Raw genomic sequence first — 23,994 nt, 5'->3', positions numbered from 1 at the left:
CTGTCCCGGCTCTCGCACACCGAATACCAAAGGAACGCCAGTGACCACGTCGCTCTCCGCCGTACTCCGCGACCCCGCGGCACCGTTCTCGATCGAGTCGATCCACCTCGACGACCCCGGTCCACTGGAAGCGCTGGTCCGCATCGTGGCCACCGGCTTCTGCCACACCGACCTGATCGGGCGCAGCGGACTGCTCGGCGAGCAGTTCCTGCCCGTGGTCCTGGGCCATGAAGGCGCGGGCATCGTCGAGAAGGTCGGGCCCGGCGTCACCTCCGTCGAGCCGGGTGACCACGTGGTGCTCAGCTTCGATTCGTGCGGCAATTGCACGGCCTGCCGCGGCGGACGCCCCACGGACTGTGAGGCATTCGAGGCACGCAACCTCGTCGGCCTGACGCCGGATGGCCGTCGCACAGCACACGACGCCGCGGGCGAACCGGTCACCAACCGGTGGTTCGGGCAGTCTTCGTTCGGGCAATACGCGCTGGCGACCGAACGTAATCTGGTGAAGGTTCGCCGCGACGTCCCACTCGAGAAGCTCGGCCCGCTCGGATGCGGCGTACAGACCGGCGCGGGGTCGGTACTGAACGTGATGCGCCTGAGCGCGGGGCAGTCTCTGGCTGTTTTCGGTGCTGGGGCCGTGGGACTCTCGGCGATCATGGCGGCCAAACTCTCCGGCGCGGGCGAAATCGTGGCGGTCGATCTCAACCCGGAACGGCGGGCTCTCGCCCTGGAATTCGGCGCGACGCGTGCGGTGGACGGCGCGACAGACGATGTCGTGACGGCCGTTCGCGGCGATACGAGTGGATTCGACTTCAGTTTCGACACCACGGGCGTCGCCACGGTGATGGCCAACGCCGTCCGGGTCCTGCGCCGCCCCGGCACGTGTGTCCTCGTCGGATCCGGCATGGAAATGCTGACGCTGCACCCCTCCGAACTGACCGGCAAGTCGGTGACTTTCAACTACGAGGGCGGTGCCGTGCCGCAGAACTTCATCCCCCGCCTGATCGAGTTGTGGCAGCAAGGCGTTTTCCCGTTCGATCGGATGATCACCACCTACGATCTGTCCGACATCTCACGTGCCGAGGCCGACGCGGTCGCGGGAGCCGCGGTCAAACCGATCATCGTCATGCCCTGATCGAGTACCGCCCCAACTATGCCTGCCGTGCGAGCGACTGTTCCTGGGGCCGTGACGACGGTTTCGTGGTCCGGCGGCACGGAATGATCGGCGCCCGCACTTCCTGCGACGATACCGATATCCGGACCGCGAACCCTTTCACATAGTGCAACGTCCCCGGCTCTCCTCGGAGAGCCGGGGACGTTGTCGGGTGTAAGGTCCCAGCGACGTCAGGACACCGAGTCGGCCGAGTCGGCCGACTCCGCGCGAGCGTTCACCAGGGCGTCCCTAACCTGGTTGCGACGCATCTTCCCGGTAGCCGTACGCGGCAGAGTTGATTCGAAAACGATCGCGCGCGGCACCTTGGGACCCGCGAGTCCTTCCTTGCAGAAGGCGCGGATCTCCTCGGCGAGCGAATCACTCGCCGTGAAACCGGGATCGAGCTGAACAGCGGCCACGACATTCTGGCCCCACTCCTCGTCGGGCACCCCGACCACCGCGACGTCGGCGACGGCCGGATGCTCCGCGAGCAACTGTTCGACCTCGGCCGGATAGACATTGACGCCGCCGGTGATGATCAGGTCCACCCGCCGATCCTGGATGTAGAGGTAACCGTCCTCGTCCAGATAGCCCAGATCCCCGCAATTGATGAAACCGTCCGAGCTCACACTCTTCGCGGTCTTCTCCGTGTCGTTGTGATAGTCGAATGTGCCACCGAGAGACTTGAAGTGGATCGCCCCGCTGTCGCCGACCGCGGCGACTTCGCCGTTCTCGGCGAGGATGCGGATCGATTCCGGATCCGGCCGACCCACCGTTCCCGGACGTTCGAGCGCTTCCTGCGGACTCACACAACACACGAAACCTTCGGTGGCAGCGAAGGACTCCCACACCACAGGGCCGAAGTACTCGATCGCCCGCGCCTTGAGCGGCGGCGCGAACTTCGCACCCGCGACCAGGATCTGGCGCAGGCTGGACAGATCCAGTCCGGCGCGGAGATCCTCCGGCAGTGCCAGCATGCGATGGATATGCGTCGGCACCGCGTTGATCAGCGTCACCCCGTACTTCGGAATCGAACGCAAGACGTGTTCGGCGTCGAATTTATCGAGGACTACGACCGTGAAACCTCTGTTGAGCGCGTTCCACGTGTTCGCGCCGGGCGCGGCGTGGTAGCCCGGTGAAAACAGCATCGCGACACCGGGATCGCCCTCGACCCCGAATTTGGCGAGGAAGAACGCCGCGCCCGTCGCCAGAACCTCCGGTGAGATTCGCAGCAGTGCACGCCGGACACCCTTGGGCCGCCCCGTCGTGCCCGAGGTGTAATACATGAACGAACCGGCCATGCGCTCGTCAGGCGCATCGACGGCCCCGGAATCACGCAACTCCGGGTACGGCCGCCAACCGTCCACAGCGTCGCCCTCGACAAAACGCCTATCGGCCGATATCGCACCGGTCGATTCGATGTTCCCTGCCAGATCGTCGGAGGCGACCAGCAGCTTCGCACCGGAGTCCTGCAAGATGTATTCGGCTTCCGCGCCGGTCAGATGAGTGCTGATCGGAACCACGAGCACGCCGAGTTGCAGTGCACCCGCGAAGAACTCCCATTGCGCGATGCCGTTGTTCTGCCAGCTGGCGACGGTGTCGCCCTGGCCGATCCCCATCGAGCGCAACTGGTTGGCGATGCTGTTCGCACGCCGCAGCAACTGCCCGAACGACACTGTCTCACCGGTGGTGTCGCTGATCAGCGCCGTCCGCTCGGGGTGATGCCTACCCCAGGCGTAGACACCGTTGTCGCGAAGACTCGGATCATCGTAAATGGGTTCCACCTGTGTCATTTCGCCTGTCCCCGCGCTCCGGATACGGCCTCTCCGGAATCGGGACCCGACACTTCGCCCGTGGCCCCGGGTGATACGACAGCGTTCGCGCCGTAGAACGACTGACCGTTCTCCGCCATCCGACGCAACAGATCAGGTACGGCGAACTTCTCACCGTGGGCACCACGCAGTCGATCCAGTTCGGCGACGACCTCGGCGATGCCGATCTGATCCATGGCGACGAACGGACCTCCGAGATGTGCGGGGAATCCGACGCCGAGGGTAGCCCCCAGATCACCGTCGGCGGGACCGAGAAGCACACCCTCGGCAAACGCACGCGCGCCCTCAGCGAGCTGGGCGTACAGGATGCGGGACTTGACCTCGCCGATGGACGGCTGCTCGGCGAGCGGCGGGATCGCTTCGGACAGACCGGCCCACAGCCGCTTGGACCCGTCGGCTCGGTAGTCGTAGAAGCCCTTGCCGTTCTTCCTGCCCAGGCGGTCGTACTTGCCGACCATATAGGCACCGAGTTCGTAGTCGGTGGCCGCCGCGTTCTCGTCGGCACGGACCTTCGCGATCAGCGGTGCTCGCCCCACGTCGAGTCCGACGGCATCGGCGACGGTCAAGGCTCCCTGAGGCATCCCGAGCATGCGTGCGCCGTTCTCCACGAGCGCGGGAAGCACGCCCTCCTGCACCATGCGCATGCTCTCGGTCAGGAACGACCCGATGAAGCGGCTGGTGAAGAACCCCCAACTGTCGTTGACGACGATCGGGGTCTTGCGCAGGATCTGCGCGAGATCCAGCGCGTGCGCCAAGGTCTCGTCGGAGGTCCCTCGGCCACGGATGATCTCGACCAGCGGCATCCGCTCGGCCGGGGAGAAGAAATGGGTGCCGACGAATTTCTCTGCCCTGCCGGTGAGATCGGCGAGACCCGTGATCGGCAGCGCCGAGGTGTTCGAGGCGAGAACCACCCCCCGCGGCAGATGCTTCTCGATCTCGGCGTACACCTCACGTTTGACGCTCTCGGACTCGAACACCGCCTCGACGACGAAGTCCACGTCACCGAAACCGCTGAAATCGGCGGTCGCCTCGATACGGCCGAGGATCGCATCGCGCTTCTCGGGGGTCGAGCGTCCCTTCTCGACATCGCGATTCAGCCGCTTCTCGGCATAGCTCTTGCCCGCCAGTGCCTTTTCCTCGGTGGAATCCAGCAGCACGACCTGCAAGCCTGCCTTGGCCGCCGCGAGCGCGATACCCGCGCCCATGGTTCCGGCGCCCGCGATTCCGAGCCGCTTGATATCCGCCTTGGGTATCCCCGCCGGACGAGCACTGAGTTTGTCCGCGGACTTCTTGCTCACGAACATCGTCCGGATGATCGCCTTGGATGTGGGGTCCTCGAAAATGCGCTGGAAGTACTTGCCTTCCAACCGCACCGCGGTGTCGAACGGCAGCCTGATACCTTCCCACACCGCCGCGAGAATGGCGGTCTGCGCCGGTGAGTTCCCGAAAGTCTTGGCCCTGGTCACGGTGTTGCCGAGAAAGAAGACGCGGCCGACGTTCGGCGACGTGGTGGGAAGGCCGCCGGGGACCGCGAACCCCTTCTTGTCCCACGGCTGAACCGGATCGCCGTCCTCGAGGAGCCACCGCCGAGCCTCGGCGCGCGCCTCGGCGCGCGGCAGCACCGCGTGAACGATCCCGAGCTCCTTCGCCTTGGCGGCCGGGACGAGAGTTCCCTGAAGCATCAGGGGCACGGCCTTCTCTACGCCGATGAGCCTCGGCAGGCGCTGCGTGCCACCACTGCCGGGGATCAGCCCCACCTGGGACTCCGGCAGTCCGAGCAACACGCCGCGGTCATCGATGGCGACACGATAGTGGCAGGCCAGCGCCAGTTCCAGGCCCGCGCCCGCGGCGACACCGTTGATGACGACGGCGACGGGTTTTCCGAGGGTTTCCAACGTGCGCAGCGCGTTCGACAACGACTGCTGCAGATCCAGTCGTTGCGCGGGGGTCAACGTCGTCGACAGCCGAGCCTTGCCGTTGTCCATTTCCTTGAGATCGCCTCCGGCGACGAACCCGTCCTTGCCGGAGACCAGAAGGATTCCCTTGGCGGTGTCGTCCGCCACCACCCGGGCGATCGCGGCGGCGAGGTCCGCCATGAACCGGCCGCCGACAGCGTTGACGGTCGCACCCTGGTCATCCATCGTCAAAGTGCAGACACCGACCTCGTCGACGTCGTATCCGATGCTATTGGTCATAGTCGTCATTTCTGTGTGCCGTCCTGGTCAGACTCGTTCGATGACTGTCGCGATGCCCATGCCGCCCGCCGCGCACAACGACGCCACACCCGTGGACAGCTCCCGGCGCTCGAGTTCGTCGAGCAGGGTGCCGAGGATCATCGCCCCCGAGGCTCCCAGCGGATGGCCGAGCGCTATCGCTCCACCGTTGACATTGAGGCGATCGTGCTCGACGCCCATTTCGTCCATGAAGACGAGCGGGACGACGGCGAAAGCCTCGTTCAATTCCCACAGGTCGATGTCGGCGACTCCCATGCCCGCCCGCTTCAACGCCCGACGGCAGGTCTCGGGCGGCGCGTCGAGGAACAGCAGCGGATCCGACGCGTAGGTCACCGACGATTTGATCACCGCGCGCGGGCGCAGGCCATTGCGGACGCCGAACTCGTGATTGCCGATCAGCACACCCGCGGCGCCATCGACGACACCGGAACTCGAACCAGCGGTGTGGACATGGTTTATCTCGGTGAGGTGCGGATATCTCTGAATAGCGACGTCGTCGAATCCGAGCTTCTGCCCTTCGAGTGCGAATGCCGCGGGTAGCGCGGCCAACCCCTCCGAAGTCGCGTCGGGACGTAGGTGCTCGTCGCGGTCCAGCACGACCGTGCCGAGGATGTCGGTGATCGGCACGAGCGCGTTGTCGAAGAATCCGCCCGCCTGAGCCTTGGCGGCGCGTTCCTGACTGGCGAGACTGTAGGCGTCGAGGTCGGCTCGGCCGACTCCGCGCAATGTCGCCAGCAGGTCGGCCGCGACACCCTGCATCATGAACGGGTGCGCTGCCGAGAACGCGGGATCGACGCCCCACGCACCGCCGCCACCGGTACCCGGTGGCACCCGGGACATGCTTTCGTAGCCGCCGCCGATGGCGCCGTCCGCCCACCCGGCACGAATCTTGGCAGCCGATACGATGACGGCCTCCATGCCCGAGGCACACGCCCGATTGAGGTGGAGCCCGCCGACCGAGTCCGCGAAACCCGCTGCGATCGGCGCCATTCGCACCGTGGTCGCGCCGGCCTCGGCCGCCGGACTGACCACACCGAGCACCACGTCGTCTATGGCGTCGGCGGCCAGCAGATTCCGCTCCTTCAGTGTCGCGAGAACCTGGGTGATGAGGCTGATCGAGGTGATCTCGTGCAGAGACCCGGTCGATTTGCCCCGTCCGCGGGGCGACCTGGCGTGGTCGTAGATGAAGACTTCGTCCATGAATCTCTCCGTTGTTGTCAGGAATCGGCGCGGACGGAGTAGGGAACGCACACGCGGACCGCTGTGCGACCGGCTCGGCCGACACCTGCCTGAGCGGTCCATCCACTGAGTAGAATTAGACTCTAACTTCAGATATTGAGTAAGTCCACCGTTCACATCGACTCGACCACCACTATCGTGACTACAACGAACCGTCCACACCGGATGGCAATCGAAACGGGGAGCCCATGGCCGGCCGCAATGCGTCGAAGACACCGCCGGAAGCGGCGGCTCTACCCGACTGGCAACTGGCCCGCCGTGGACAAATCGTCACCGCCGCGATCGAACTACTCGTCGAACGGAGCTACGAGCAGATCCACATTCGCGATGTCGCCCAGCGCGCCCAGGTCGCCCTCGGAACGCTGTACCGCTACTTCGAGTCGAAGGAACACGTCTACGCGGTGGCCCTGATCGAATGGGTGCGGCCGATGCGCGAACCGTCACCGCATCCGGGCAAGGACGCGGTGACGCGGCTGCGTTCGAAACTGCATCTGCTGGTCGCGGCGAACAAGAGATATCCACATTTTCTCGCCATGCAGCACTCACTGCACGCGAGTAGCAACCCGCTCGTCCATCAGTTGATCACCGACTATCAGCAGACCGGCTTCGATTGGCTGGTCAGCGAACTCGACATCCTCGACGAGGAACGCGCGCGGGATATCGGGCTGATGCTGTCGTCGATCAACAGCACACTGTTCGGCCGGGTACGACTCGCCTCCGGATCTTACGAGGACATCCGACGGATCGGCGACAAGTTCATCGACCTGATCGCCCCGGAGCTCCACGCCGCCGAGTCGAAACTGTCCACGACGCAGGCCGGGCGACGCCGAGTCAGGAGCCTAGATGCCCAGCTTTTTCGCGATCCCCCCGGAGCGGTAGATGTCACCCGGTGACCGGTTTCCACCGGTGACTGCGGACGACCTCGACCGCTCATTGGACGCGCTGGACGAACTCGTCGAGTCCGGCGCCGAGCTGGCCGCACTGATCGATCGGTGCGCCGAGATCTTCGGGTGCCGCATCGGGGTGTGGCGTGCGTGTGGGCGAGACCGAGTTCGATGTCATCGTCTTCGCCACCGGCTACGACGCCATGACCGGACCACTCAACGCCATCGATATCCGCGGCGACGACGCAGAACTGTTGCGCGACAAGTGGGCTGCCGGACCACGAACCTACCTCGGCATCGCGACAGCGGGTTTCCCGAATCTGTTCCTGCTCACCGGGCCGGGTAGCCCGTCGGTACTGGTCAACATGATCATTTCGATCGAGCAGCACGTCGACTGGGTGACCGACCTCATCGCCCATCTCCGCGACAACGACTACACCCGCGTCGAAGCGGTTGTCGACGCGGAGGACAAATGGGTCGAGCATGTCAACGAGGCGGCGCCGGACGATACCGCGCGATCTGCGACGAGGTCGCCGCGGACGACTATCGGGGCTTCACACTCGCGACCGCGACCGCCGAGGCCGACCCCCGGTCGGCCGTCGATGCCGTCTCGGTTCCCAACTGGAGACAGGAATCGATGATGAACTCCGCTTCTCCGTCCAGCCGTCGTCTACTCGACCCGGAGATCGCGCCCGCGATCGAGGCGTTCCCCCCGTTCGAGCTGAGCCCGCAGACCATCGCCGCCGTGCGGGAACGGCTGCGCACGCGGATGGCCGCGGCACCCGATGGCGCGCAACTCTTTCCGACCATCATCCGAACCGAGCGTCACGTGCTCGGCCTCGACGGCGAACCCGCCGTACGCGTCCTGTACTACGAACCACAAGGGCGCACGAAGCGTCCTCCGGCCCTGGTCTGGCACCACGGCGGCGGTTACGTGATGGGGACCGCGGACGACGACGACCTGACCTGTCGGCGGATCGCCGCCGAGACCGGTGCGATCGTCGTGTCGGTCGACTACCGGCTGGCGCCGGAAACCGCCGCGCCGGGGCCGCTCAACGACAGCTACGCCGTGCTGAAGTGGTTGCACAGCAACGCCGACGAACTCGGAGCAGACCCGACACGCATCGCGGTCGGCGGGCAGAGCGCGGGCGGCGGACTGGCTGCCGCGCCGGCGATCCGCGCGCGCGACGAGGGCGAGTTCCCGTCTCGTTCCAGCTGCTGATCTATCCGATGCTCGATGACCGTACGCCGCTCCCGCGCGAGTCGAGGACGTCACCGGTCTGCCACAGGATTTCATCTGTGTCGGCGCACTCGACCTGTTCGCGGGCGAAACCATCGCCTACGCGAAACGGTTGCTGGAGAATGGTATTCCGACCGAACTGCATGTACACCCCGGTGGACCACACGGCTACAACATGGTCCCCGAAACTCGGCTGACCGTGGCCCACGCACGTGATTTCATCGACGCCCTCGACCGCCACTACCGCGCGACCGCACCGGCCACCGTCTGAAACGAGCGCCGACGGCGCTCGCGCGCTCGTCGCGACCGCGATCGACACTTTCGGCCGTCTGGACATCGTTGTCAACAGCGCGGGAATCTTCACCAACGACGCGTTTCCGGAGATGGACGCCGAGTGGCTGCGTCGGCGATTCGCGGTCCATATCGAGGGCTCGTTCAATATGACCCAGGCCGCGTGGCCGCACATGACCCGGGCCGGGTACGGCCGCGTAGTCCTGACGACGTCGACCAGAGCGCTCGGAGCCTACAACACCATCGCCTACGGCACCGCGAAGGCCGCGGTGCTCGGACTGGGGCGCGGCCTGGCCCAGGTGGGCAGAAAAGCCGGGATCAAGGTGAATATGGTGGCGCCGATGGCGTTCACCCGCATGATGGTCGCCGGAATGATCGATGCCGGGATCGACGTGCCCGATGACATCATCGACCGGGGCCCGACCTGGCGGCACCGCTGGTCGCCCTGCTCTGTCACGAAACCTGCCCGGTCAGCGGCGAGGCGTTCGTCAGCGGATTGCGGCGGGTGTCACGCCTGTTCATCGGCGAAACAGTCGGATACACCCACCCCGGAACAGATCTCACTCCGGAGGTCGTCGGGGTCGAGTGGGACTCGATCGTCGACACCGACGAGTTCCGTCTACTGACCGACACCATGCGGTGGACCGTCATCAACGAGAAAGTACTCGCCGACAATCCGTTGTTCGCGCCGCGCGGTTAGGTGTCGGCCCGCCCGATTCGCACGTCCGTGCGAATCGGGCGGGCCTCACGGCTGTCTCCCAGCCGACACGATGCGACGGGGTTTCTACCGATCCGCGCCACCAGCGATGCGCCATGCACGAGGCGGCCGAACTGATCGCACTGCCCAGCCGCCACATTTCAGAAGACCGTCGCTCCGCCGTCTATCGAGATTCGCGAGGCGGTGATGAACGTGGACTCGTCCGAGGCCAGGAACGCGACGACATTCGAGACTTCCTCCGGTTCGGCCACGAACTGGTTGAGGAAGGTCATCCCCATCCCCGCCAGCCGGGGATTCGCCGCGAAGGTCTCCTCGAGACGTTGCTGCATACTGCCCGATCCCATCGGCGTGTTCACTCCGCCCGGGTGAATGGTGTTGACCCGGATGTTGTGGTTGCCCAATTCGGCCGCGAACGCGCGCGCCATGCCGACGAGCGCGTGCTTGCTGGTGGTGTAGTGCACCATGAATGGCTGCATCTTCACCCCCGCCGCCGAACTGGTCAGGATGACCGACCCGCCGCCGCGCGCGATCAGGTGGTCCGCACCCGCCATCACCGTATTCCACACACCGGTCACATTGATGTCGAGGACATCGGCGAAGCTCTTCGGGGTGATCTCGTTCCAAGTCTCCGGGACACAGATCCCGGCGTTGGCCACGATCACGTCGAGACCACCGAACTGTGAAACACCCTCCTCGACAACCGATTTCAATGCGTCGAGATCACGCACGTCGCCCTGGGCGAGGTGCGCCTTTCCACCTTCGGCTTCCACCAGACGACGTGTCTGCTCGAGGTCGCCCGGTGTGGCCGAGTCGTAGGGCACCGCGCCGGGCAACGGACCCGCCAGGTCGATTCCGATGATCCGAGCGCCTTCGCGCGCCAACCGGACCGCGTGTGTGCGTCCCTGTCCGCGTGCCACGCCGGTGATGAACGCGACCTTGTCGTCGAGTCGTCCCATTCCTATTCTTCGCCTTCTCTTCGTTCGATATCGGTCTTTCGGTCCGGTCGGCCGAGATTGCGCGCGAGCAACTGCGCCAGATGGATCCCGTCCTTCGACGCGAGATCCACAGCCTGTGTGCGACAGGAGAATCCGTCGGCGAGAAACACGTCGTCGGGTTCCGCCGAATTCAACGCGGGCAGCAGTTGGTGGGCTGCCACAGCCGTCGAGACCTCGTAGTGTCCGATCTCGACCCCGAAGTTGCCTGCCAGGCCGCAGCAGCCGCCCAGTCGCACCAGTTCCGCGCCCGCGTCGGTGAGTAACCGTTCGTCCGCCTCCCAGCCCATCACCGCGTGGTGATGGCAGTGCGGTTGCGCGATCACCCGGATACCTTCGAGCGACGGCGTTTTCCACGACGCGTCGCGTGCCAGCAGTTCCGCGAGGGTATAGGTCGAGGAAGCGAGCTTTCGGCTCTCGTCGGTGTCGAGGATTTCGACGACGTCGCTACGCAGCACACCGGTACACGAGGGTTCGAGTCCGACGACGGGAATCCCCTCGGTCAGGGCAGGCCCGAGTTGCTCCACCGTTCGCCCGAGGATCCGGCGCGCGGCGTCGAGTTGACCGGTGGTGATCCAGGTGAGTCCGCAACAGGTCTCGCGTTCGGTGATCCGCGGCCGATATCCGGCCGCTTCGAGCACACGGACCGCGTCGATCGCCACCTGCGGCGCGAAATGGTTGGTGAAACTGTCCACGAACAGTACGACCGGTCGCCCTTCGGTGCGGCGCTCACCCGCGGTCGCGGCGAACCATCGCCGGAATGTCTGATCGGCGAAGGTCGGCAGCGACCGGCGAGGATCGACTCCCGCGAGGCGCAGTCCCAGACCGCGCAGCGCCGGAACTCCCATCGCCCAGTTGACGAGTCGCGGTGTTCTGGAGGCGAGTCGGGACCAGCGGGGAAGCCACCCCAACGCGTAATGGGACCGTGGACGTAGCCGCCGACGATACGATTGATGCAGGACCTCGGATTTGTAGGCGGCCATGTCGACGCCGGTCGGGCAGTCCGAGGCGCATCCCTTGCACGACAGGCACAGATCGAGCGCGTCGTGCACCGCCTCGGACCGCCAACCATCGGCCAGCTCGCCGTCGATCATCTCCTGCAGCACTCGGGCGCGCCCGCGCGTGGAATCCTTCTCGTTGCGCGTAGCCAGGTACGACGGACACATGACACCACCCGACGCGGTCGAATCCGCCCTGCACTTCCCGACTCCGGTACACCGGTGCACCGCCTGGCCGAAGTCACCGTCGTCACCGTGATAGGCCAGCGCGAGTGGTTGGCGTATCGCACGGGCGGTCACGACGCGGATACCGGCATCCAGCGGATCCGGATCGACCAGGACACCGGGATTCAACAGACCGTCCGGGTCGAATGCGGCCTTCACGGCGGCGAACAGGCCGATCGCCTCGGGCGAGTACATCCGCGGCAGCAGTTCGCTTCGCGCACGCCCGTCACCATGTTCGCCGGACAGGGAGCCCCCGTAGCTCACCACGAGATCAGCGGCGGCGGTGAGGAATTCGCGGAACCGTCGGGTTCCGTCGGTGGCGGTGAGGGGGAAGTCGAGCCGTACATGCACGCAGCCGTCGCCGAGGTGGCCGTAGGGCATCGCGGTAAGACCGTGTTCATCGACCAGTTCGTCGAAGGACCGAAGGTAGTCTCCGATGCGTGCCGGTGGCACGGCGGCATCCTCCCAGCCCGCGTGCGCCGGGAGACCCGACGGAGCCCGGCCTGCCAAGCCAGCCCCGTCCTCGCGAATCCGCCACAGCGACGCGGCCAGCCGCGGGTCCTCGACCACCCTCGTGTCGATCGCCTCGCATTTCGCGACCAGCCCCGCGGCGCGATCGTGGACGGATTCCCTGGTCTCGCCGGATAATTCGACGAACAGCCAGGCACGACCACCGGGTAGCGGCGGCACCGATCCCGGGCCCCGCTTACTGGTGACGATATCGACGATCCTGGCGTCGATGCCCTCGCACGCGGTAGGAGTGAAGGCCAGAATCGCCGGAACAGCGTCACCGGCGGCGCCGAAGTCTTCGTATCCGAGTACGACGAGCAGACGATAGTCCGGTTCGGCGACAAGTCGCACGGTCGCCTCGGTCACGATCGCCAGCGTCCCCTCGCTGCCGACGAGAAGTCCTCCGACGTCGAAACCTCGCTCGGGCAGCAGATTGTCGACCGCGTATCCCGACACCTGCCGCCCGAATGTCGCGAACTCCGTCCGCGCCACGGCGAGATGCGCGCCGATCACCCGTTGCAGTTCGTCTGTCACCCGAGGGGCTCCGGTGACCTTCGGCTTGCCGACGACCCGGGTGGTCGCGGTGATCTGTTCCCCGCGCATCGTCAGTGCGCTCAGCTTCTCGATATTGTCCACCGTGCGGCCGTATCCGAGGGTGCGCGAGCCGCAGGCGTTGTTGCCGATCATGCCGCCGATCGTGCACCTGGTGTGGGTCGACGGATCGGGGCCGAAACGGAGTCCCGCACCCTGTGCCACCGCCTGTAGCGTCGCGTGCACTGTGCCGGGTTGCACTGTCGCACTGCGTGTTTCGCCATCGAGATGGAGCACCCTGTTCATATGCCTGCTGAAGTCGATGATCACCCCCGGACCGACCGCGTTTCCCGCAACCGACGTCCCGGCTCCCCGTGCCGTGACCGGAACCGCGAGCGTTCGGCAGACCTCCAGAGTCGCCGCGACCTCCTCGGCATCATGTGGGCGCACGATCGCCCGCGGAGCGACGCGGTACAGCGAGGCGTCGCTGCTGTACGCCGAGCGGTCGGCCGAGGAAGTGAGGACGTCGCGAACCCCGGCACGGGCCAGACCTCTCGCCAGGTCCATTGTTCCGACCGCGTCGCGCGAGGCCGACGCCGCGCCGACGTGGGCTGTGGTCTCGGCGAGCTCCGGGGTCACCATATGCTCGCCGCCCGCGTGTCGGCTCGCCCGTCGACTCGCCGGATCATGCCATATCGATCGAGATCTTGAACTGTCCGGCCTGTGGCGCGACGGCCGCACGGAACGCAGCCTCGACATCGCCGACGGGGAACACATGGCTCACGTACACATCACGGAGTTCGGGATTCTTCGCGAGATAGATACCCGCGTCCTCGAGCACACGCTGACGCTCGATCGTCGCTCCCGAGCGCAACGTGAGATTCTTGCGCAACAGCGTCATCATCTCGATGGGATACACCTGATCGTCGGGGATACCGAAGTAGTAGATCTCACCGCCGAACGCGACCGCGTCCAGGCAGTTCTTCATGGTGGTCACCTGGTGACCGACCGCCTCCACGACCACCTCGGGACGGTCACCAGCGCCCAGCGACGCCGCCCACAGGTTCGCGCTAGCGGTAACCACCTCGTCGACGCCGAAGATCGTGCCCACGTCGCCGCGATCGACGCGGTCCACGCCGACCACATGCCTGGCGCCGCGGCTCTTGAGCACATGGCTGAACAACAGGCCGATGGGCCCCTGACCGACCACGGCGACCGTCTTGCCGGTCACGTCATCGAGCTGATCCACGGCATACAGCACGCACGCGAGCGGCTGTAGCATCACCGCGGTGGAAGGCGCGAGTTCGGTATCGAATCCGGCGAGCCCGGCGCCGTCGCTCACGATGACTTCGGCGATGGCATCGAACCCCGATGCCCAGCCGACGACGAGATCACCTTTCGTGTGCTCGGCATGGTTCGAGGCGATGACCTCACCGACCACCTCGTGCATGGGAAACCCCGGAGCGCTGGTGACCCATTTGCCCTGGTTCTTGGGATGGGGGAAGGGCGCGCCCTTGAAGTTGGGCAGGTCGCTTCCGCAAATGGCCCCCGCCTTCGTCGCGAGCAGCACCTGCCCCGGCGCGAGATCGGCAGCGTCCGGAGCCGGAACCTCGATGGTTTCGAATCTACCTGGCGCGCTGAGCATCTGAGCCCACATAACTATCCTCTCTCACACTGTAGTGACGCCGGGCGGGCCGCTCCCCGGCTGGACGGCACACCGCGCGATCAACTCATCACCGGCCCGGTGAGCTCGGCCTTCGCCAGCGCGTCGGTCCACAACACCGGTTGGGCAAGCATGCGGCGATACCGCGTGACCAACTTCGCCTGGTTGAAGCCGACCGCGGCGACAAGGTGCTCACCACGCCGGTACAGCGCGACGAAGCGTTGCTCCTCCGCGGAACCGTGCGCGATCACGGCTTCCTCGAACCCGAAGGTCGAGCCGACCACCTGAAGTTTGTTCTCGTACTGATCCGACCAGACCCACGGCACCGTGGAGAACGGCTCGGCCGTCCCGTGCCCGTGCTCGGCCAACAGACGCAAGGCGGCGTGTCGGCCCTGTCGAATCGCGTTGTCCCAGTGCTCGACCCGCCGAAACTCACCGAACCGGTGATTGGGCCACCGGGCCACGTCACCGGCGGCGACCACCCGAGGTCCGGCCAGCAGCGTCGCATCGCATTCCACACCGTCTCCCACGGTGACTCCGCTGCCCTCCAACCATTCGACGCACGGAGTCACGCCGAGTCCGAGCACGACCACATCCGCGGGAAGTACTGTGCCGTCGGCGAGTTCGACGCGCTCGACGCGATCCGAACCACGCACGGCCGCCACGGCCGTTCCGGTCCGAACATCGACGCCTCGACGTCGATGTTCGGCGATGACGGCCTCGCCCACTTCGGCGCCGAGTACTCGCTCGAAGGGCGCCTCCTGGGTTTCCAGCAGAGTCACCCGCAGCCCACGTTCCACGCACGCCGCGGCTACCTCGGCCCCGATGAATCCGCCGCCCACGATCACCACGTGCGAGGGGCGGCGGTCGAGATCCGTGCGCAGCCCCACCGCGTCGTCGAGTGACCGGACCATGTGCACACCGGTCAGTTCCGCACCGGCCAGCGTCCTCGGCGCGGCGCCCGTCGCGATGACGACGCCGCCGGGAAAGTCATGGACGGCGCCATCACGCAGGCGAAGCCGAGGCCCCGACGGATCCGACGTGTCCAGGCCGACGACCTCGGTGCCCACATTCCAGGTGACCCGATCGTCGTCGACGAGTTCCAGGTCGCATCGCTGCACCTCCCAGACGCCTTTGAGCACCTCTTTGGACAGCGGCGGCCGATCGTAGGGCAGGTGTGGTTCGGCCCCGAACACCGTGACGCGGGTGACCGCACCGGACTCCACCAGAGTCTGTACGGCGGTCAGCCCGGCCAGCGACGCTCCGACGACCGCGATGGCCGCCACGGTGTCAGCGGTCTCGGCGGGGGCGGTCACCGACGGATGCTGTCGAACAGCGACGCGGGCGCGGACACCATCATCGTGTCGATCTGCGCGTCGGCGACGCCGCGCGCGCGCAGTCCGGGCACGACGACGTCGGAGATGTGCGTGGGCACCCAGGTCGGGAATCGTTTGAGCGCCGCGCCGGGCGGGCTCCAATCGGAGTACAGCACCGCGTCGTGGGACAGACCGATACGGTCGGCGTATCCCTCGCCGCACAGAGTCGCCACGGTGTCCAGGCGCTCCTCCAGCGTGGCGGTCCCGGGCATGTACAGTCCGAATCGATCGAATCCGGCCATCGAGCCCGCGTCCATCAAACCGCGGAGGTAGTCGAGGTCGGACGTGTCACCGCTGTGGCCGATCACGACCTTGGTCAGATCCGCACCGTACTCGGACAAGATCTTCTGGATGCTCGGCCCCAGCTGATCCGCGGGATGGGTGTGCACGGTGATCGGCGCGCCGGTCTGCGCCGAAGCGGAGGCCGCGGCACGCAGTATCCGCTCGTTGTTGGGGGTGATGCCCGCGAGATCGGTGGCCACCTTGATCGACTGGGCCTTGACTCCGGAGTCACCGACCCCGACCGTGATGTCACGGACGAACATCCGCGTCAGCATGTCCTTCTCCACCGGATCCGACGGGCGGTGCGACACGTTGTACGGCAGGAAATCGAAGGTGTAGATCCCCGACGACACGATGATGTTCATGTCGACGCGGTCGTTGACCTCCTTCACGAATTCCATGTCGCGGCCGTGGAAGAACGCGGTGCAGTCGAGGATCGTGGTGATCCCACGCTCACGCACTTCCTGGAGTGCGGCGGCGACCTTGTCCACGACCTCTTCTCGCGGAAGGCTCCACGCCAGTTCGGGATAGAACTTCTCGAACTCCGCGGAGATCATGATGAGGTGTTCGTGGATCAGAGTGGGCCCCAACTGATCCAGTGGTACCGGACCGCGAACGGTGTCAACGGTGGACATCTTCTTCCTTTCGCCACGGCGTGCCGATACGTGTCATGGCTGGTGTCGGATTCGGTAGGTGGTTTGCGGATCAGGACTCGAGCCGCAGCGCCCGTTTGGGGCACACGCGAATCGCCGAGTCGACCGCGCCGCGTTCGACGTCGCTGATCTCGTCTTTGAGCAACTGCAATTCGTCGTCGTCATCGATCTCGAAGACGGTCGGAGCCTCGATCGCGCAGACGCCGTTGCCGTCGCAGAGACCCCAGTCGACAATCACCTTCATGGAATTTTCCTCGTCATTTCGCTTGATGGGGGGATGTGGCGTCGCCGCTCGCTGCCGCGGTGGCCGTGCGGAACTGCTCGTTCCACCGTTCGATACGACGTCCGTCCGCGGCGAGACCCGCACGCAGGTAACCGCCATCGCTGCCGAGCGTGACCAGCCGCGCGCCGGCTTTCAGCAGTGCCTCCGCGTGATCGGGCCCCATACCGGCGACTCCGACGAAGATTCCGTTCGCCTCTGCGGCCGCGACGACCTTGGCGATGGCTTCGGAAACGATCTCGTTCGCCGGATCAGTGCCGTTGAGGCCGACACCGAGCGCGAGCCCGAGATCCATCGGTCCGACGAACAGTCCGTCGACCCCGGGTGTCGCGGCGATCTCCGCCACGTTCTCCAGCCCCTCCGCGGTCTCGATCATAACCAGGCATGTCACCGACGCGGCGGCCGCCTCGACTCCGTAGAAGTTGCGAATGGGACCGAACGAGCGGGTTCCGTGCGGTGGATACCGGACCGCCGCGGCGGCGGACCGCGCCTGCTGCGCGGTGGAGACCATCGGCACAACCACACCGATCGCGCCCAGATCCAGGGCGCGGGTGATCAAACTCGACTCGTTCGTCGCCACTCGCACCAGCGACGCGCCACCGCCCAGCTCCACCGCTTGGATCATCGGAAGCAGGTTGCTCGCGTCGATGCCACCGTGCTGCATATCCAGCAACACCCAATCGAGCGGTCCGCGACCCAGCGCTTCGGCCGCGAGCTGCGACGGCCCAGCGACCCAGATGCCGTAGGACGGGCGACCTTCCGAGAAAGCGCGCTGGATGACATTCACTGGCATGACCCCGATCTGGGTTCTCGATGAAACCGTCATTTGCTGGCACGACCACACCCGATCGCGATCCGACGTGCTTCCCAGTGTGTGACCGCAACCACGGAGAACGCCAATACCTCTAGCCATGCCAATCGGTTATCAGCACTGTGCCCTTCGCTCGCCGGGCGATCACGCACCACCGGCCGCCCATAACCGACAGTTATGAGCCCGGTTCTTGGACAGATTTGTCGTATACGCCACATAGTGAGCGGTACGCCGACGTACCCGCGGCGGATGTCTGACGGTAGGAGCCACAGATGAATATCGATGAAGCGATGCGGGCCGACGGTATATCCTCCGAGACGACATTTCCCGGAACCGTATTCGCGATTCGCTGCCTGTGCGGCTTGGAAATCGCCGCGGCGAATAGCCGGATCCTCGTCCATGATGTGAATCGGCACCTCGATACGGAACATCCACGGGTGGCCGGGCACTACGACGACGACGACATCCTGGCTCTCGCCTACCTGCGACCGGCAATCGCGACCAAAGACGATGACAAGGAGCGGCGAGTTGAACACAGCCGTCGATGAGTTCGTGTACGACCCGTTCTCGCCGGAGGTGATGAGTAATCCCCTCCCCTATTATGAGGTCCTGCGCGAACACTTTCCCGTGTACTACGCGGAACGGTATGACACGTTCTTCCTGTCGCGGTTCCAGGACGCGCTGGACTTCCTTTCCCAGCCCACCAACGTGTTCGTGACCAACGAGGGTTCGGTATTCAACAAGTCTGTCCTTCTACAGCACAACAGCGGTCCGACCTTCGATCCCCCCCATGATCCGATAATGGGATCGCATCTGAACTACGGCGCCCCGACCTACGAGTTCATCCGGCAGGCGCACGGCAAGCAACTCCGCCCGGGCCACGTCAAGAAGCTCGAACCATTCATTCGCACGCTGGTGCGCGAAAAACTCGACGAACTCGTTCCGCGCGGGCGTTTCGACCTCGTACACGAGTTCGGCGGCGTGATCTCGGCTTCGACGATATGCCATCTGTTCCATATCCCGGTCGAGAACGCCTCCGAGGTCTTGGACAATATCAATGCCATGACGCGCACCGATAGCGACGGATTCGTCGAGGCGCGCGAATTCCAGATGCGGCAACTGGAATTCGTGCGTCCCCTGGTCGCCGCGCGCCGGGCCGAGGGGGCGGACGGCAGCTGGCCGCTCGTCGACGGGATGATCGATCTTCGTGTGGCGGGCCGGGAACTCACCGACATGGAGATCGCCATCAATCTGATGTGCGTCATGGTCGGAGGAACCGAGACACTGCCCAAGGTCGCTGCGCATGGACTGCTCGAGCTGGCGCGCCATCCCGATCAGCTCGCCGAGGTCCGGTCCGATCTCGCGAACAACTGCGCGGTCGCCGCAGAGGAGATGAATCGGTTCTGCGGTCCCGCCCAATGGTTCGGGCGCACCGCTCGTGAAGAGACGACAGTCGCGGGTCAGATCGTCAAACCCGGTCAGCGCGTCGTCTACCTGACTCAGTCCGCCAACCGCGATCCTCGCGAATTCGATAATCCCGACGACTTCCGATGGAATCGGCATATCCCACGGACTCTGGCATTCGGATATGGCCAGCACTTCTGCGTCGGTGTGCACCTGGCCCGCCTCGAGGAGAGAATCATCCTCCAGGAATTCCTCTCACGGGTCGATGACTACGAGATCGACGTCACGGAAGCCACCCGCGCACCCGCGACCTTCCAATGGGGATACAGCCATATGCCGGTCGTCGTGAAGAGCAGTTCTTGATCAGAGGACCGTCGGCCCTCACATCACCGCCATCCGCACCAGAGGAGTAGCCAGCGTGGGCATCGTCCAGGTCAGTTCCGAAACAGCCTTTCAGAACGACGCCGAAGAGATCTACGATTTCGTAACCGATCCACGAAACTGGGTCAAGGTCTATCCCGGCACCGAGATCATCGAAGGTGTCGACGAACTGCCCCTGAAAGTGGGCGATATCTGGCACGAGGCCGGTAACAGTCCGCAACGCTACTCCTGGCGGCTCATCACCGCGGAGCGGCCGTGGCGCTGGGTCTTTCAGTCCCACGGACCACTCGCGCACAATCGAGAGGACGGCAGCGGGGGCTACGCCGGCATCATGACCATCTCGTATTCGTTTCTGTCTCCCGGTGTGGGCATCACACTGTTCCACCGAAGCATGACTGTCGAAGTCCCCAAAGGCGCCGAATTGCCACCCGGTTTGATCCGCAACTTCGAACCGAAGTACATCGACCAATACCATGCGGCGGTCGGGAAGGCGCTCAACAGCTGACCTCCAGCACCACCGCAGGTCTCGACAATATTGATCCGGTGGGCTCGGCACGATGGAAAACAGCATCGGCCGCGCCCACATCCCACTCCCCGCCCGGTGCGCGTCACCCCTCGACCGCGACACCGGTCAGGAGCCGAACGGTGAGGAACGAAGGCGAGATGTCTGTAGCCTCGACCACAACTCCCCCACAGCAACGTCGCCGTATCGTACGGCTGCATCCGGACGCGCGAAGGAAGCAGATCGTCCGCGAAGCCACGCGGCTGATCAGCGAAGCGGGGTTCAACGGGGTCTCGCTCGCGCATGTCGCACAGGCCTGCGGTATCCGCAAACCATCGGTTTTGTACTACTTTCCATCGATGTTCCACCTGCTGGAGGCCGTACTCCAGCAGGTGGAGGTCACCGACTTCATCGACGTGCGCGACACGACCACTCCCGCCGACCCGACTACCGCTCGGGAGTACTTCACCCGACTACTCGACCATCACATGAGCCGACGCGAGATCACCGGGCTGTATGTGATCGTGGGTGCCGAGGCGATCTCGGCGCGCCATCCAGCACACGGCTATTTCACCGAACGCACCCGCAGGGTCAGAGATGAGTTGCGCCGCCTCCTTTTGTGGAAGCAGGACCCCGACGCTGCCGCGGTCGAGCTTCTCGCGTTCTGGCAAGGGCTCGAGATCGAGTCGCTCCGCACGCCCGAACTCGACGTCCTAGCCGTGCGGAACCAGTTCTGTGACCGGTTCTTCGCATGATCGCGAATGTTCGTTCAGCGCGAGCGGGCTCACGTCGCCGCGTTCGTCACCGCGAGCGAACTCCACGCGTTGACCGTCGCACGGACGAGATCCCGGATCTCGGGACGCGACTCGTCCTCCGCGCGCCAGACAACGCAGTACTCGGCGGGCGCGTCGCCTTCGAACGGGACGAAGGTGACCCCCGGATGGGGATACCAGCGGGCCACCGACTCGGTGAACGGACACACCCCGAAGCCACTGGCGACACCGACCAGTGTCTCATCGATAGTGGTGACGATCCGAGCCGGAGCGCGTGGCTTTTCCGCACCGGCGATGCTGAAGCTCGTGCCGGCGTTGGGAACCGTGAACGAGATCTCGCCGACCAGGTCCTGCGGATACAGGATTTCCCGCGACGCGAGCCGATGGCCCGTGGGCAAGGCGATCACGGTGGATTCCAGGCCGAGCCTGTGGAATTTCAGCCGCCGGAGCCGCTTTCCCAGCGGCAGCCAGATGAGACCGATATCGGACTCACCGCTCTCGACGCCGGCCCCCTTCTTCGACCAATCGGCACGACGCAATTCGAGATGGATCTCCGGATACAGCGTCGAGAAAGATTCGATGATCATTCTCAGCATCTCCTGCCCGGGGGCAAGCCAGAACCCCAATGTCAGGGTGCGCGCGGAGCTGGTCGCGCGCCGTACCGCGTGACGGGCTTCCTGATCGAGCTCGATGATCTGCTGGGCGAAGTCCACCAGTGCCTCACCCGCCGCGGTCAAGGCGACGCCGTCACGGCGGCGGACGAAAAGCTGGGCGTCCAATTCGCGTTCCAGACTCGCTATCTGTTTACTGAGCGCGGGCTGGGTGATGAACAAGCTCTCCGCCGCACGGGTGAAGTGCAACTCGCGGGCCGCGACGACGAAATAGCGCAAATCCCTGGAGTTCACCGGGGGACCTCCTGGATCTGTTATGCGAGCAGAGCTCGACGTGGCACCGCCTGGAGAGTGGCTATCGAATGCCTCGAAGACTCCGGGCCCCAAGCGGATGCCTGCGGCCCGGAGCTACACACGATCGCTGGAAAACGATTCTACTCAACCGCGCGGTGACGCTGCCTCTGGATCACCGGTCAGAAGCCTGGTCAGCGTCGATCCGCTGATCCGCCATTCGCCCGCTTCCTTCCGGTACTGCTCGTGGTAGTGGCCGTACCCGTGGATATCGGATCCGCCGGACAGACGCAGGATGTCCGCCATGGCCCACACCCCCGTCGCGGTGGTCGCTGTTGTCAGGGTGATCTCCGGCGTATGACACTGGTGCACCGTCTGGATATCACCGAGCTGGGCGAGGAGGAACTCCATGAACGCGTCCGCCCCCGTCACCACCGGCCCACCCGATCCGGTGGTGTCCACCACGACATCGTCGGTGAAGACCTGACGCATACCCGCCCAGTCTTTGGTATCCATGGTCCGGCAATACCGGGCTTTGAGCTGCTTGATCGCTTCGACGTCGTCCATCAGATGCCCATGCCGACGAGTTCGGTGTCGTGATCCATGCCTGCCTCCGTCACGGTGATTCCTGTCCGGCCGACGGAGCGGCCGCACAGTGCGATGATTTCGCCGGAGTCGGTCGTCGGACCTGAACGGGTACACCGGATACCCTGTCCCGGTCCGACGACCGACATCGGACTCCGACGCTTCAGATCTGCGCTGCGGCCTTGTGCTTGGTGACCGGCTCGGCCAATCGCTGCTCATCGACGATCTGCTGCATACGGGCGATGGTCGCGTCCAGACCTTCACCCGACCGCTGGCCCGGCGTGAAGGTCGCCGGCAGCTTCTGCATGCCGTTGATGATGCCCACCGACGGGTAGTGGATGGCGCCCTCTTCTCGGCAGACGAAGTCGGGCATGCGGTCGAGCACTTGGATCAGCATCCGCTTGAACAGATTTCGTGCCACATTCGAACCGATGCATCGGTGCACGCCGAGTCCGAAACTCGCGTGACGGTTGCCGCTCCGATTCAGATCGATCTCGTTCGGGTTGGGGAAGATGTCCGGATTCCGGTTCGCCATGGCCCAGGACAGCCAGAGCCGCTCACCTTCCTTCAACTCGACCCCGTCGATCTCGGCATCCTTCGCGACAGTCCGCCCGTTCCCCTGTGCGGGGGTATAGAAACGCAGGAACTCCTCGGTGGCCGAGTCCAGCATGGTGTCCAGATTCTCGTGCAGCCGCTTTCGTTCGTCGGGATGCTGTGACAGCCACTCCCAGGCATGCGCCGACAGGGCCGTCGTCGTATCGAATCCGCCGCCGATGAGCAACTGGCACGACCCGTAGACGTCGATATGCGGAACCGGCTCACCGTCTATCGACAGGGTATTGAGCGCGTGGATGAGTCCCGGTCGCGGTTCTTCGCGGATCTTCACGATCCATTCGGCCAGATGAGCGTCGGCCTCCTGCATCCGCCTGACCACATCCATCATCTCGGGGGAGGTCGGATCGGTATAGACAGACGCGTGCACCGGCTCGCAGAAGATCTTCCAGTCCGCCAACGGCATGCCGAGCAGGCCCATCGTCACCACCGCGGGCACGATGTTCGCCAGATCATCGACGAAGTCGATTCGACCCGTCTCGATCACCTCGTCGAGGCAGGCGCGGGTGAGCTCATCGATCACCGGCACCCATCGAGCGACTGCCGCCGGCGACAGGTAGGCGTTGATCTGTTTGCGGAAATCCTGTTGCTCAGGCGGATCCATCTCGATGAATCCGCTGCGGTTCCGCTGCATGCTGTAGTTGGGGATCAGGATGCCTTGATAGCCCTTCCGCTCCGACTTTCCGTCGAAATCACTCGACAGGAGTTCCGGATTGCGGGCGACGGCGAAGACCTGCGGCATATCGTTGGCCACCCAGTAGCCCCCGTAGGAGTCCGACCACGCGATCGGGCACTTACCGTGCAACTCCTCTGTGCGTTCGACGAAAGAGTCACGAAAATCTGTGGTGTGACGCTCGAAATCGATAGGGCAGCCCTTGGTGCCCGGTGCGCTGTCTGTGGTCATACTTTGGTTCCTCAGCCGA

24 protein-coding genes and 2 pseudogenes are annotated in these 23,994 nt (G+C 65.0%); 12 read left to right on the top strand and 14 right to left on the bottom strand.

The genetic code is table 11. The features are described from left to right. Nucleotides 1–40: 40 nt before the first annotated feature. On the top strand, nt 41–1,135 hold the full coding sequence (locus OG225_RS13130) for an NAD(P)-dependent alcohol dehydrogenase (RefSeq protein ID WP_405181912.1): 1,095 nt from the start codon (nt 41–43) through the stop codon (nt 1,133–1,135). A 209-nt stretch (nt 1,136–1,344) separates the two neighbouring features. Here the strand turns inward: OG225_RS13130 and OG225_RS13125 are convergent, their stop codons facing one another. From OG225_RS13125 to OG225_RS13115, 3 genes are read right to left on the bottom strand one after another with little or no spacing between them, the layout of a single operon-like run. After that, nucleotides 1,345–2,937: an AMP-binding protein gene (locus OG225_RS13125; RefSeq protein WP_405181911.1), complete on the bottom strand. Its 1,593-nt coding sequence runs from the start codon at nt 2,935–2,937 to the stop codon at nt 1,345–1,347. A 5-nt stretch (nt 2,938–2,942) separates the two neighbouring features. Further along, nucleotides 2,943–5,180, bottom strand: a complete 2,238-nt coding sequence (locus tag OG225_RS13120) for a 3-hydroxyacyl-CoA dehydrogenase NAD-binding domain-containing protein (RefSeq protein WP_405181910.1) — start codon at nt 5,178–5,180, stop codon at nt 2,943–2,945. Nucleotides 5,181–5,207: 27 nt separating this feature from the next. Beyond that, entirely contained in the window at nt 5,208–6,419 is a 1,212-nt protein-coding gene (locus OG225_RS13115) for an acetyl-CoA C-acetyltransferase (protein ID WP_405181909.1), read from the bottom strand. A gap of 227 nt (nt 6,420–6,646) precedes the next feature. Here OG225_RS13115 and OG225_RS13110 point away from each other — a divergent pair, with 227 nt between their 5' ends. From OG225_RS13110 to OG225_RS13085, 6 genes and pseudogenes are all read left to right on the top strand, one after another. Continuing rightward, nucleotides 6,647–7,351, top strand: a complete 705-nt coding sequence (locus OG225_RS13110; RefSeq protein ID WP_405181908.1) for a TetR/AcrR family transcriptional regulator — start codon at nt 6,647–6,649, stop codon at nt 7,349–7,351. 143 nt (nt 7,352–7,494) lie between these two features. Next, nucleotides 7,495–7,983, top strand: a complete 489-nt coding sequence (locus OG225_RS13105) for a hypothetical protein (protein WP_405181907.1) — start codon at nt 7,495–7,497, stop codon at nt 7,981–7,983. Beyond that, nucleotides 7,980–8,564, top strand: coding sequence for an alpha/beta hydrolase (locus OG225_RS13100; protein WP_405181906.1), 585 nt, complete (start codon nt 7,980–7,982; stop codon nt 8,562–8,564). The genes OG225_RS13105 and OG225_RS13100 overlap by 4 nt, the downstream gene beginning before the upstream one ends. A 58-nt stretch (nt 8,565–8,622) precedes the next feature. Further along, nucleotides 8,623–8,694: pseudogene (locus OG225_RS13095) on the top strand (hypothetical protein); the annotation flags it as partial. Continuing rightward, nucleotides 8,695–8,853 (top strand): hypothetical protein, encoded by a 159-nt coding sequence (locus OG225_RS13090; protein ID WP_405183541.1) that lies wholly within the window; start codon nt 8,695–8,697, stop codon nt 8,851–8,853. Continuing rightward, nucleotides 8,795–9,187: pseudogene (locus OG225_RS13085) on the top strand (SDR family NAD(P)-dependent oxidoreductase); the annotation flags it as partial. The gene OG225_RS13090 and the pseudogene OG225_RS13085, both read left to right, overlap by 59 nt. Here the strand turns inward: OG225_RS13085 and OG225_RS13080 are convergent. Beyond that, nucleotides 9,121–9,330 (bottom strand): hypothetical protein, encoded by a 210-nt coding sequence (locus tag OG225_RS13080; RefSeq protein ID WP_405183540.1) that lies wholly within the window; start codon nt 9,328–9,330, stop codon nt 9,121–9,123. The pseudogene OG225_RS13085 and the gene OG225_RS13080 overlap by 67 nt on opposite strands. A 48-nt stretch (nt 9,331–9,378) precedes the next feature. Between OG225_RS13080 and OG225_RS13075 the strand changes: the two genes are divergently transcribed. Then, nucleotides 9,379–9,573: a hypothetical protein gene (locus OG225_RS13075; protein ID WP_405183539.1), complete on the top strand. Its 195-nt coding sequence runs from the start codon at nt 9,379–9,381 to the stop codon at nt 9,571–9,573. A gap of 158 nt (nt 9,574–9,731) precedes the next feature. Here OG225_RS13075 and OG225_RS13070 read toward each other — a convergent pair whose 3' ends face one another. The 7 genes from OG225_RS13070 to OG225_RS13040 all read right to left on the bottom strand — a co-directional run bounded on the left by OG225_RS13070 (nt 9,732) and on the right by OG225_RS13040 (nt 17,894). Beyond that, on the bottom strand, nt 9,732–10,547 hold the full coding sequence (locus tag OG225_RS13070; RefSeq protein WP_405181905.1) for a mycofactocin-coupled SDR family oxidoreductase: 816 nt from the start codon (nt 10,545–10,547) through the stop codon (nt 9,732–9,734). A gap of 2 nt (nt 10,548–10,549) precedes the next feature. Next, on the bottom strand, nt 10,550–13,414 hold the full coding sequence (locus tag OG225_RS13065) for an FAD-binding and (Fe-S)-binding domain-containing protein (protein ID WP_405183260.1): 2,865 nt from the start codon (nt 13,412–13,414) through the stop codon (nt 10,550–10,552). A 118-nt stretch (nt 13,415–13,532) separates the two neighbouring features. Beyond that, entirely contained in the window at nt 13,533–14,504 is a 972-nt protein-coding gene (locus OG225_RS13060; protein WP_405181904.1) for a zinc-binding dehydrogenase, read from the bottom strand. Between the two features lie 68 nt (nt 14,505–14,572). Then, nucleotides 14,573–15,826 carry an NAD(P)/FAD-dependent oxidoreductase gene (locus OG225_RS13055; RefSeq protein ID WP_405181903.1) on the bottom strand — a complete coding sequence of 418 codons (1,254 nt, stop codon included), beginning with the start codon at nt 15,824–15,826 and terminating at the stop codon, nt 14,573–14,575. Beyond that, a complete protein-coding gene (locus OG225_RS13050; protein ID WP_405181902.1) occupies nt 15,823–16,803 on the bottom strand; it encodes a phosphotriesterase in 981 nt (326 codons plus the stop codon). Before OG225_RS13050 ends, OG225_RS13055 begins: the two co-directional genes overlap by 4 nt. A 70-nt stretch (nt 16,804–16,873) precedes the next feature. Next, nucleotides 16,874–17,065, bottom strand: coding sequence for a ferredoxin (locus tag OG225_RS13045; protein ID WP_216913231.1), 192 nt, complete (start codon nt 17,063–17,065; stop codon nt 16,874–16,876). A gap of 13 nt (nt 17,066–17,078) precedes the next feature. Next, nucleotides 17,079–17,894 carry an HpcH/HpaI aldolase/citrate lyase family protein gene (locus tag OG225_RS13040; RefSeq protein ID WP_405181901.1) on the bottom strand — a complete coding sequence of 272 codons (816 nt, stop codon included), beginning with the start codon at nt 17,892–17,894 and terminating at the stop codon, nt 17,079–17,081. Nucleotides 17,895–18,184: 290 nt separating this feature from the next. Here OG225_RS13040 and OG225_RS13035 point away from each other — a divergent pair, with 290 nt between their 5' ends. From OG225_RS13035 to OG225_RS13020, 4 genes are all read left to right on the top strand, one after another. Then, on the top strand, nt 18,185–18,460 hold the full coding sequence (locus OG225_RS13035) for a hypothetical protein (protein ID WP_216913233.1): 276 nt from the start codon (nt 18,185–18,187) through the stop codon (nt 18,458–18,460). Then, on the top strand, nt 18,441–19,679 hold the full coding sequence (locus tag OG225_RS13030; protein ID WP_405181900.1) for a cytochrome P450: 1,239 nt from the start codon (nt 18,441–18,443) through the stop codon (nt 19,677–19,679). Before OG225_RS13035 ends, OG225_RS13030 begins: the two co-directional genes overlap by 20 nt. Before the next feature lie 55 nt (nt 19,680–19,734). Further along, the gene (locus tag OG225_RS13025; protein WP_405181899.1) at nt 19,735–20,202 is read left to right on the top strand and encodes an SRPBCC family protein; all 468 of its coding nucleotides are present in this window, start codon (nt 19,735–19,737) and stop codon (nt 20,200–20,202) included. A gap of 158 nt (nt 20,203–20,360) precedes the next feature. Then, a complete protein-coding gene (locus tag OG225_RS13020; RefSeq protein WP_405181898.1) occupies nt 20,361–20,954 on the top strand; it encodes a TetR/AcrR family transcriptional regulator in 594 nt (197 codons plus the stop codon). A 29-nt stretch (nt 20,955–20,983) separates the two neighbouring features. On the opposite strand, the gene OG225_RS13015 is transcribed toward OG225_RS13020, so the two are convergent. The 3 genes from OG225_RS13015 to OG225_RS13005 form a co-directional block, all read right to left on the bottom strand. After that, nucleotides 20,984–21,877, bottom strand: coding sequence for a LysR family transcriptional regulator (locus OG225_RS13015; protein WP_405181897.1), 894 nt, complete (start codon nt 21,875–21,877; stop codon nt 20,984–20,986). 144 nt (nt 21,878–22,021) lie between these two features. After that, nucleotides 22,022–22,441, bottom strand: a complete 420-nt coding sequence (locus tag OG225_RS13010) for a nuclear transport factor 2 family protein (RefSeq protein WP_405181896.1) — start codon at nt 22,439–22,441, stop codon at nt 22,022–22,024. Nucleotides 22,442–22,622: 181 nt separating this feature from the next. Then, the gene (locus OG225_RS13005) at nt 22,623–23,975 is read right to left on the bottom strand and encodes a cytochrome P450 (protein WP_405181895.1); all 1,353 of its coding nucleotides are present in this window, start codon (nt 23,973–23,975) and stop codon (nt 22,623–22,625) included. Between the last annotated feature and the right edge of the window lie 19 nt (nt 23,976–23,994).

Origin of the sequence: Nocardia sp. NBC_01377 (genome assembly GCF_045040005.1) — a bacterium.
Taxonomy (GTDB): domain Bacteria; phylum Actinomycetota; class Actinomycetes; order Mycobacteriales; family Mycobacteriaceae; genus Nocardia; species Nocardia noduli.
Note: the sequence above shows the minus strand (reverse complement) of the source record. Positions and strands in the feature narration are given on the sequence as shown.

Coding starts and splice junctions, on each gene's coding strand:
- OG225_RS13050 (WP_405181902.1), bottom strand. CDS start 16,803: ATGTCCACCGTTGACACCGTTCGCGGTCCGGTACCACTGGATCAGTTG.
- OG225_RS13040 (WP_405181901.1), bottom strand. CDS start 17,894: ATGCCAGTGAATGTCATCCAGCGCGCTTTCTCGGAAGGTCGCCCGTCC.
- OG225_RS13045 (WP_216913231.1), bottom strand. CDS start 17,065: ATGAAGGTGATTGTCGACTGGGGTCTCTGCGACGGCAACGGCGTCTGC.
- OG225_RS13100 (WP_405181906.1), top strand. CDS start 7,980: ATGATGAACTCCGCTTCTCCGTCCAGCCGTCGTCTACTCGACCCGGAG.
- OG225_RS13065 (WP_405183260.1), bottom strand. CDS start 13,414: ATGGACCTGGCGAGAGGTCTGGCCCGTGCCGGGGTTCGCGACGTCCTC.
- OG225_RS13020 (WP_405181898.1), top strand. CDS start 20,361: ATGTCTGTAGCCTCGACCACAACTCCCCCACAGCAACGTCGCCGTATC.
- OG225_RS13120 (WP_405181910.1), bottom strand. CDS start 5,180: ATGACCAATAGCATCGGATACGACGTCGACGAGGTCGGTGTCTGCACT.
- OG225_RS13070 (WP_405181905.1), bottom strand. CDS start 10,547: ATGGGACGACTCGACGACAAGGTCGCGTTCATCACCGGCGTGGCACGC.
- OG225_RS13115 (WP_405181909.1), bottom strand. CDS start 6,419: ATGGACGAAGTCTTCATCTACGACCACGCCAGGTCGCCCCGCGGACGG.
- OG225_RS13035 (WP_216913233.1), top strand. CDS start 18,185: ATGAATATCGATGAAGCGATGCGGGCCGACGGTATATCCTCCGAGACG.
- OG225_RS13110 (WP_405181908.1), top strand. CDS start 6,647: ATGGCCGGCCGCAATGCGTCGAAGACACCGCCGGAAGCGGCGGCTCTA.
- OG225_RS13010 (WP_405181896.1), bottom strand. CDS start 22,441: ATGGACGACGTCGAAGCGATCAAGCAGCTCAAAGCCCGGTATTGCCGG.
- OG225_RS13060 (WP_405181904.1), bottom strand. CDS start 14,504: ATGTGGGCTCAGATGCTCAGCGCGCCAGGTAGATTCGAAACCATCGAG.
- OG225_RS13005 (WP_405181895.1), bottom strand. CDS start 23,975: ATGACCACAGACAGCGCACCGGGCACCAAGGGCTGCCCTATCGATTTC.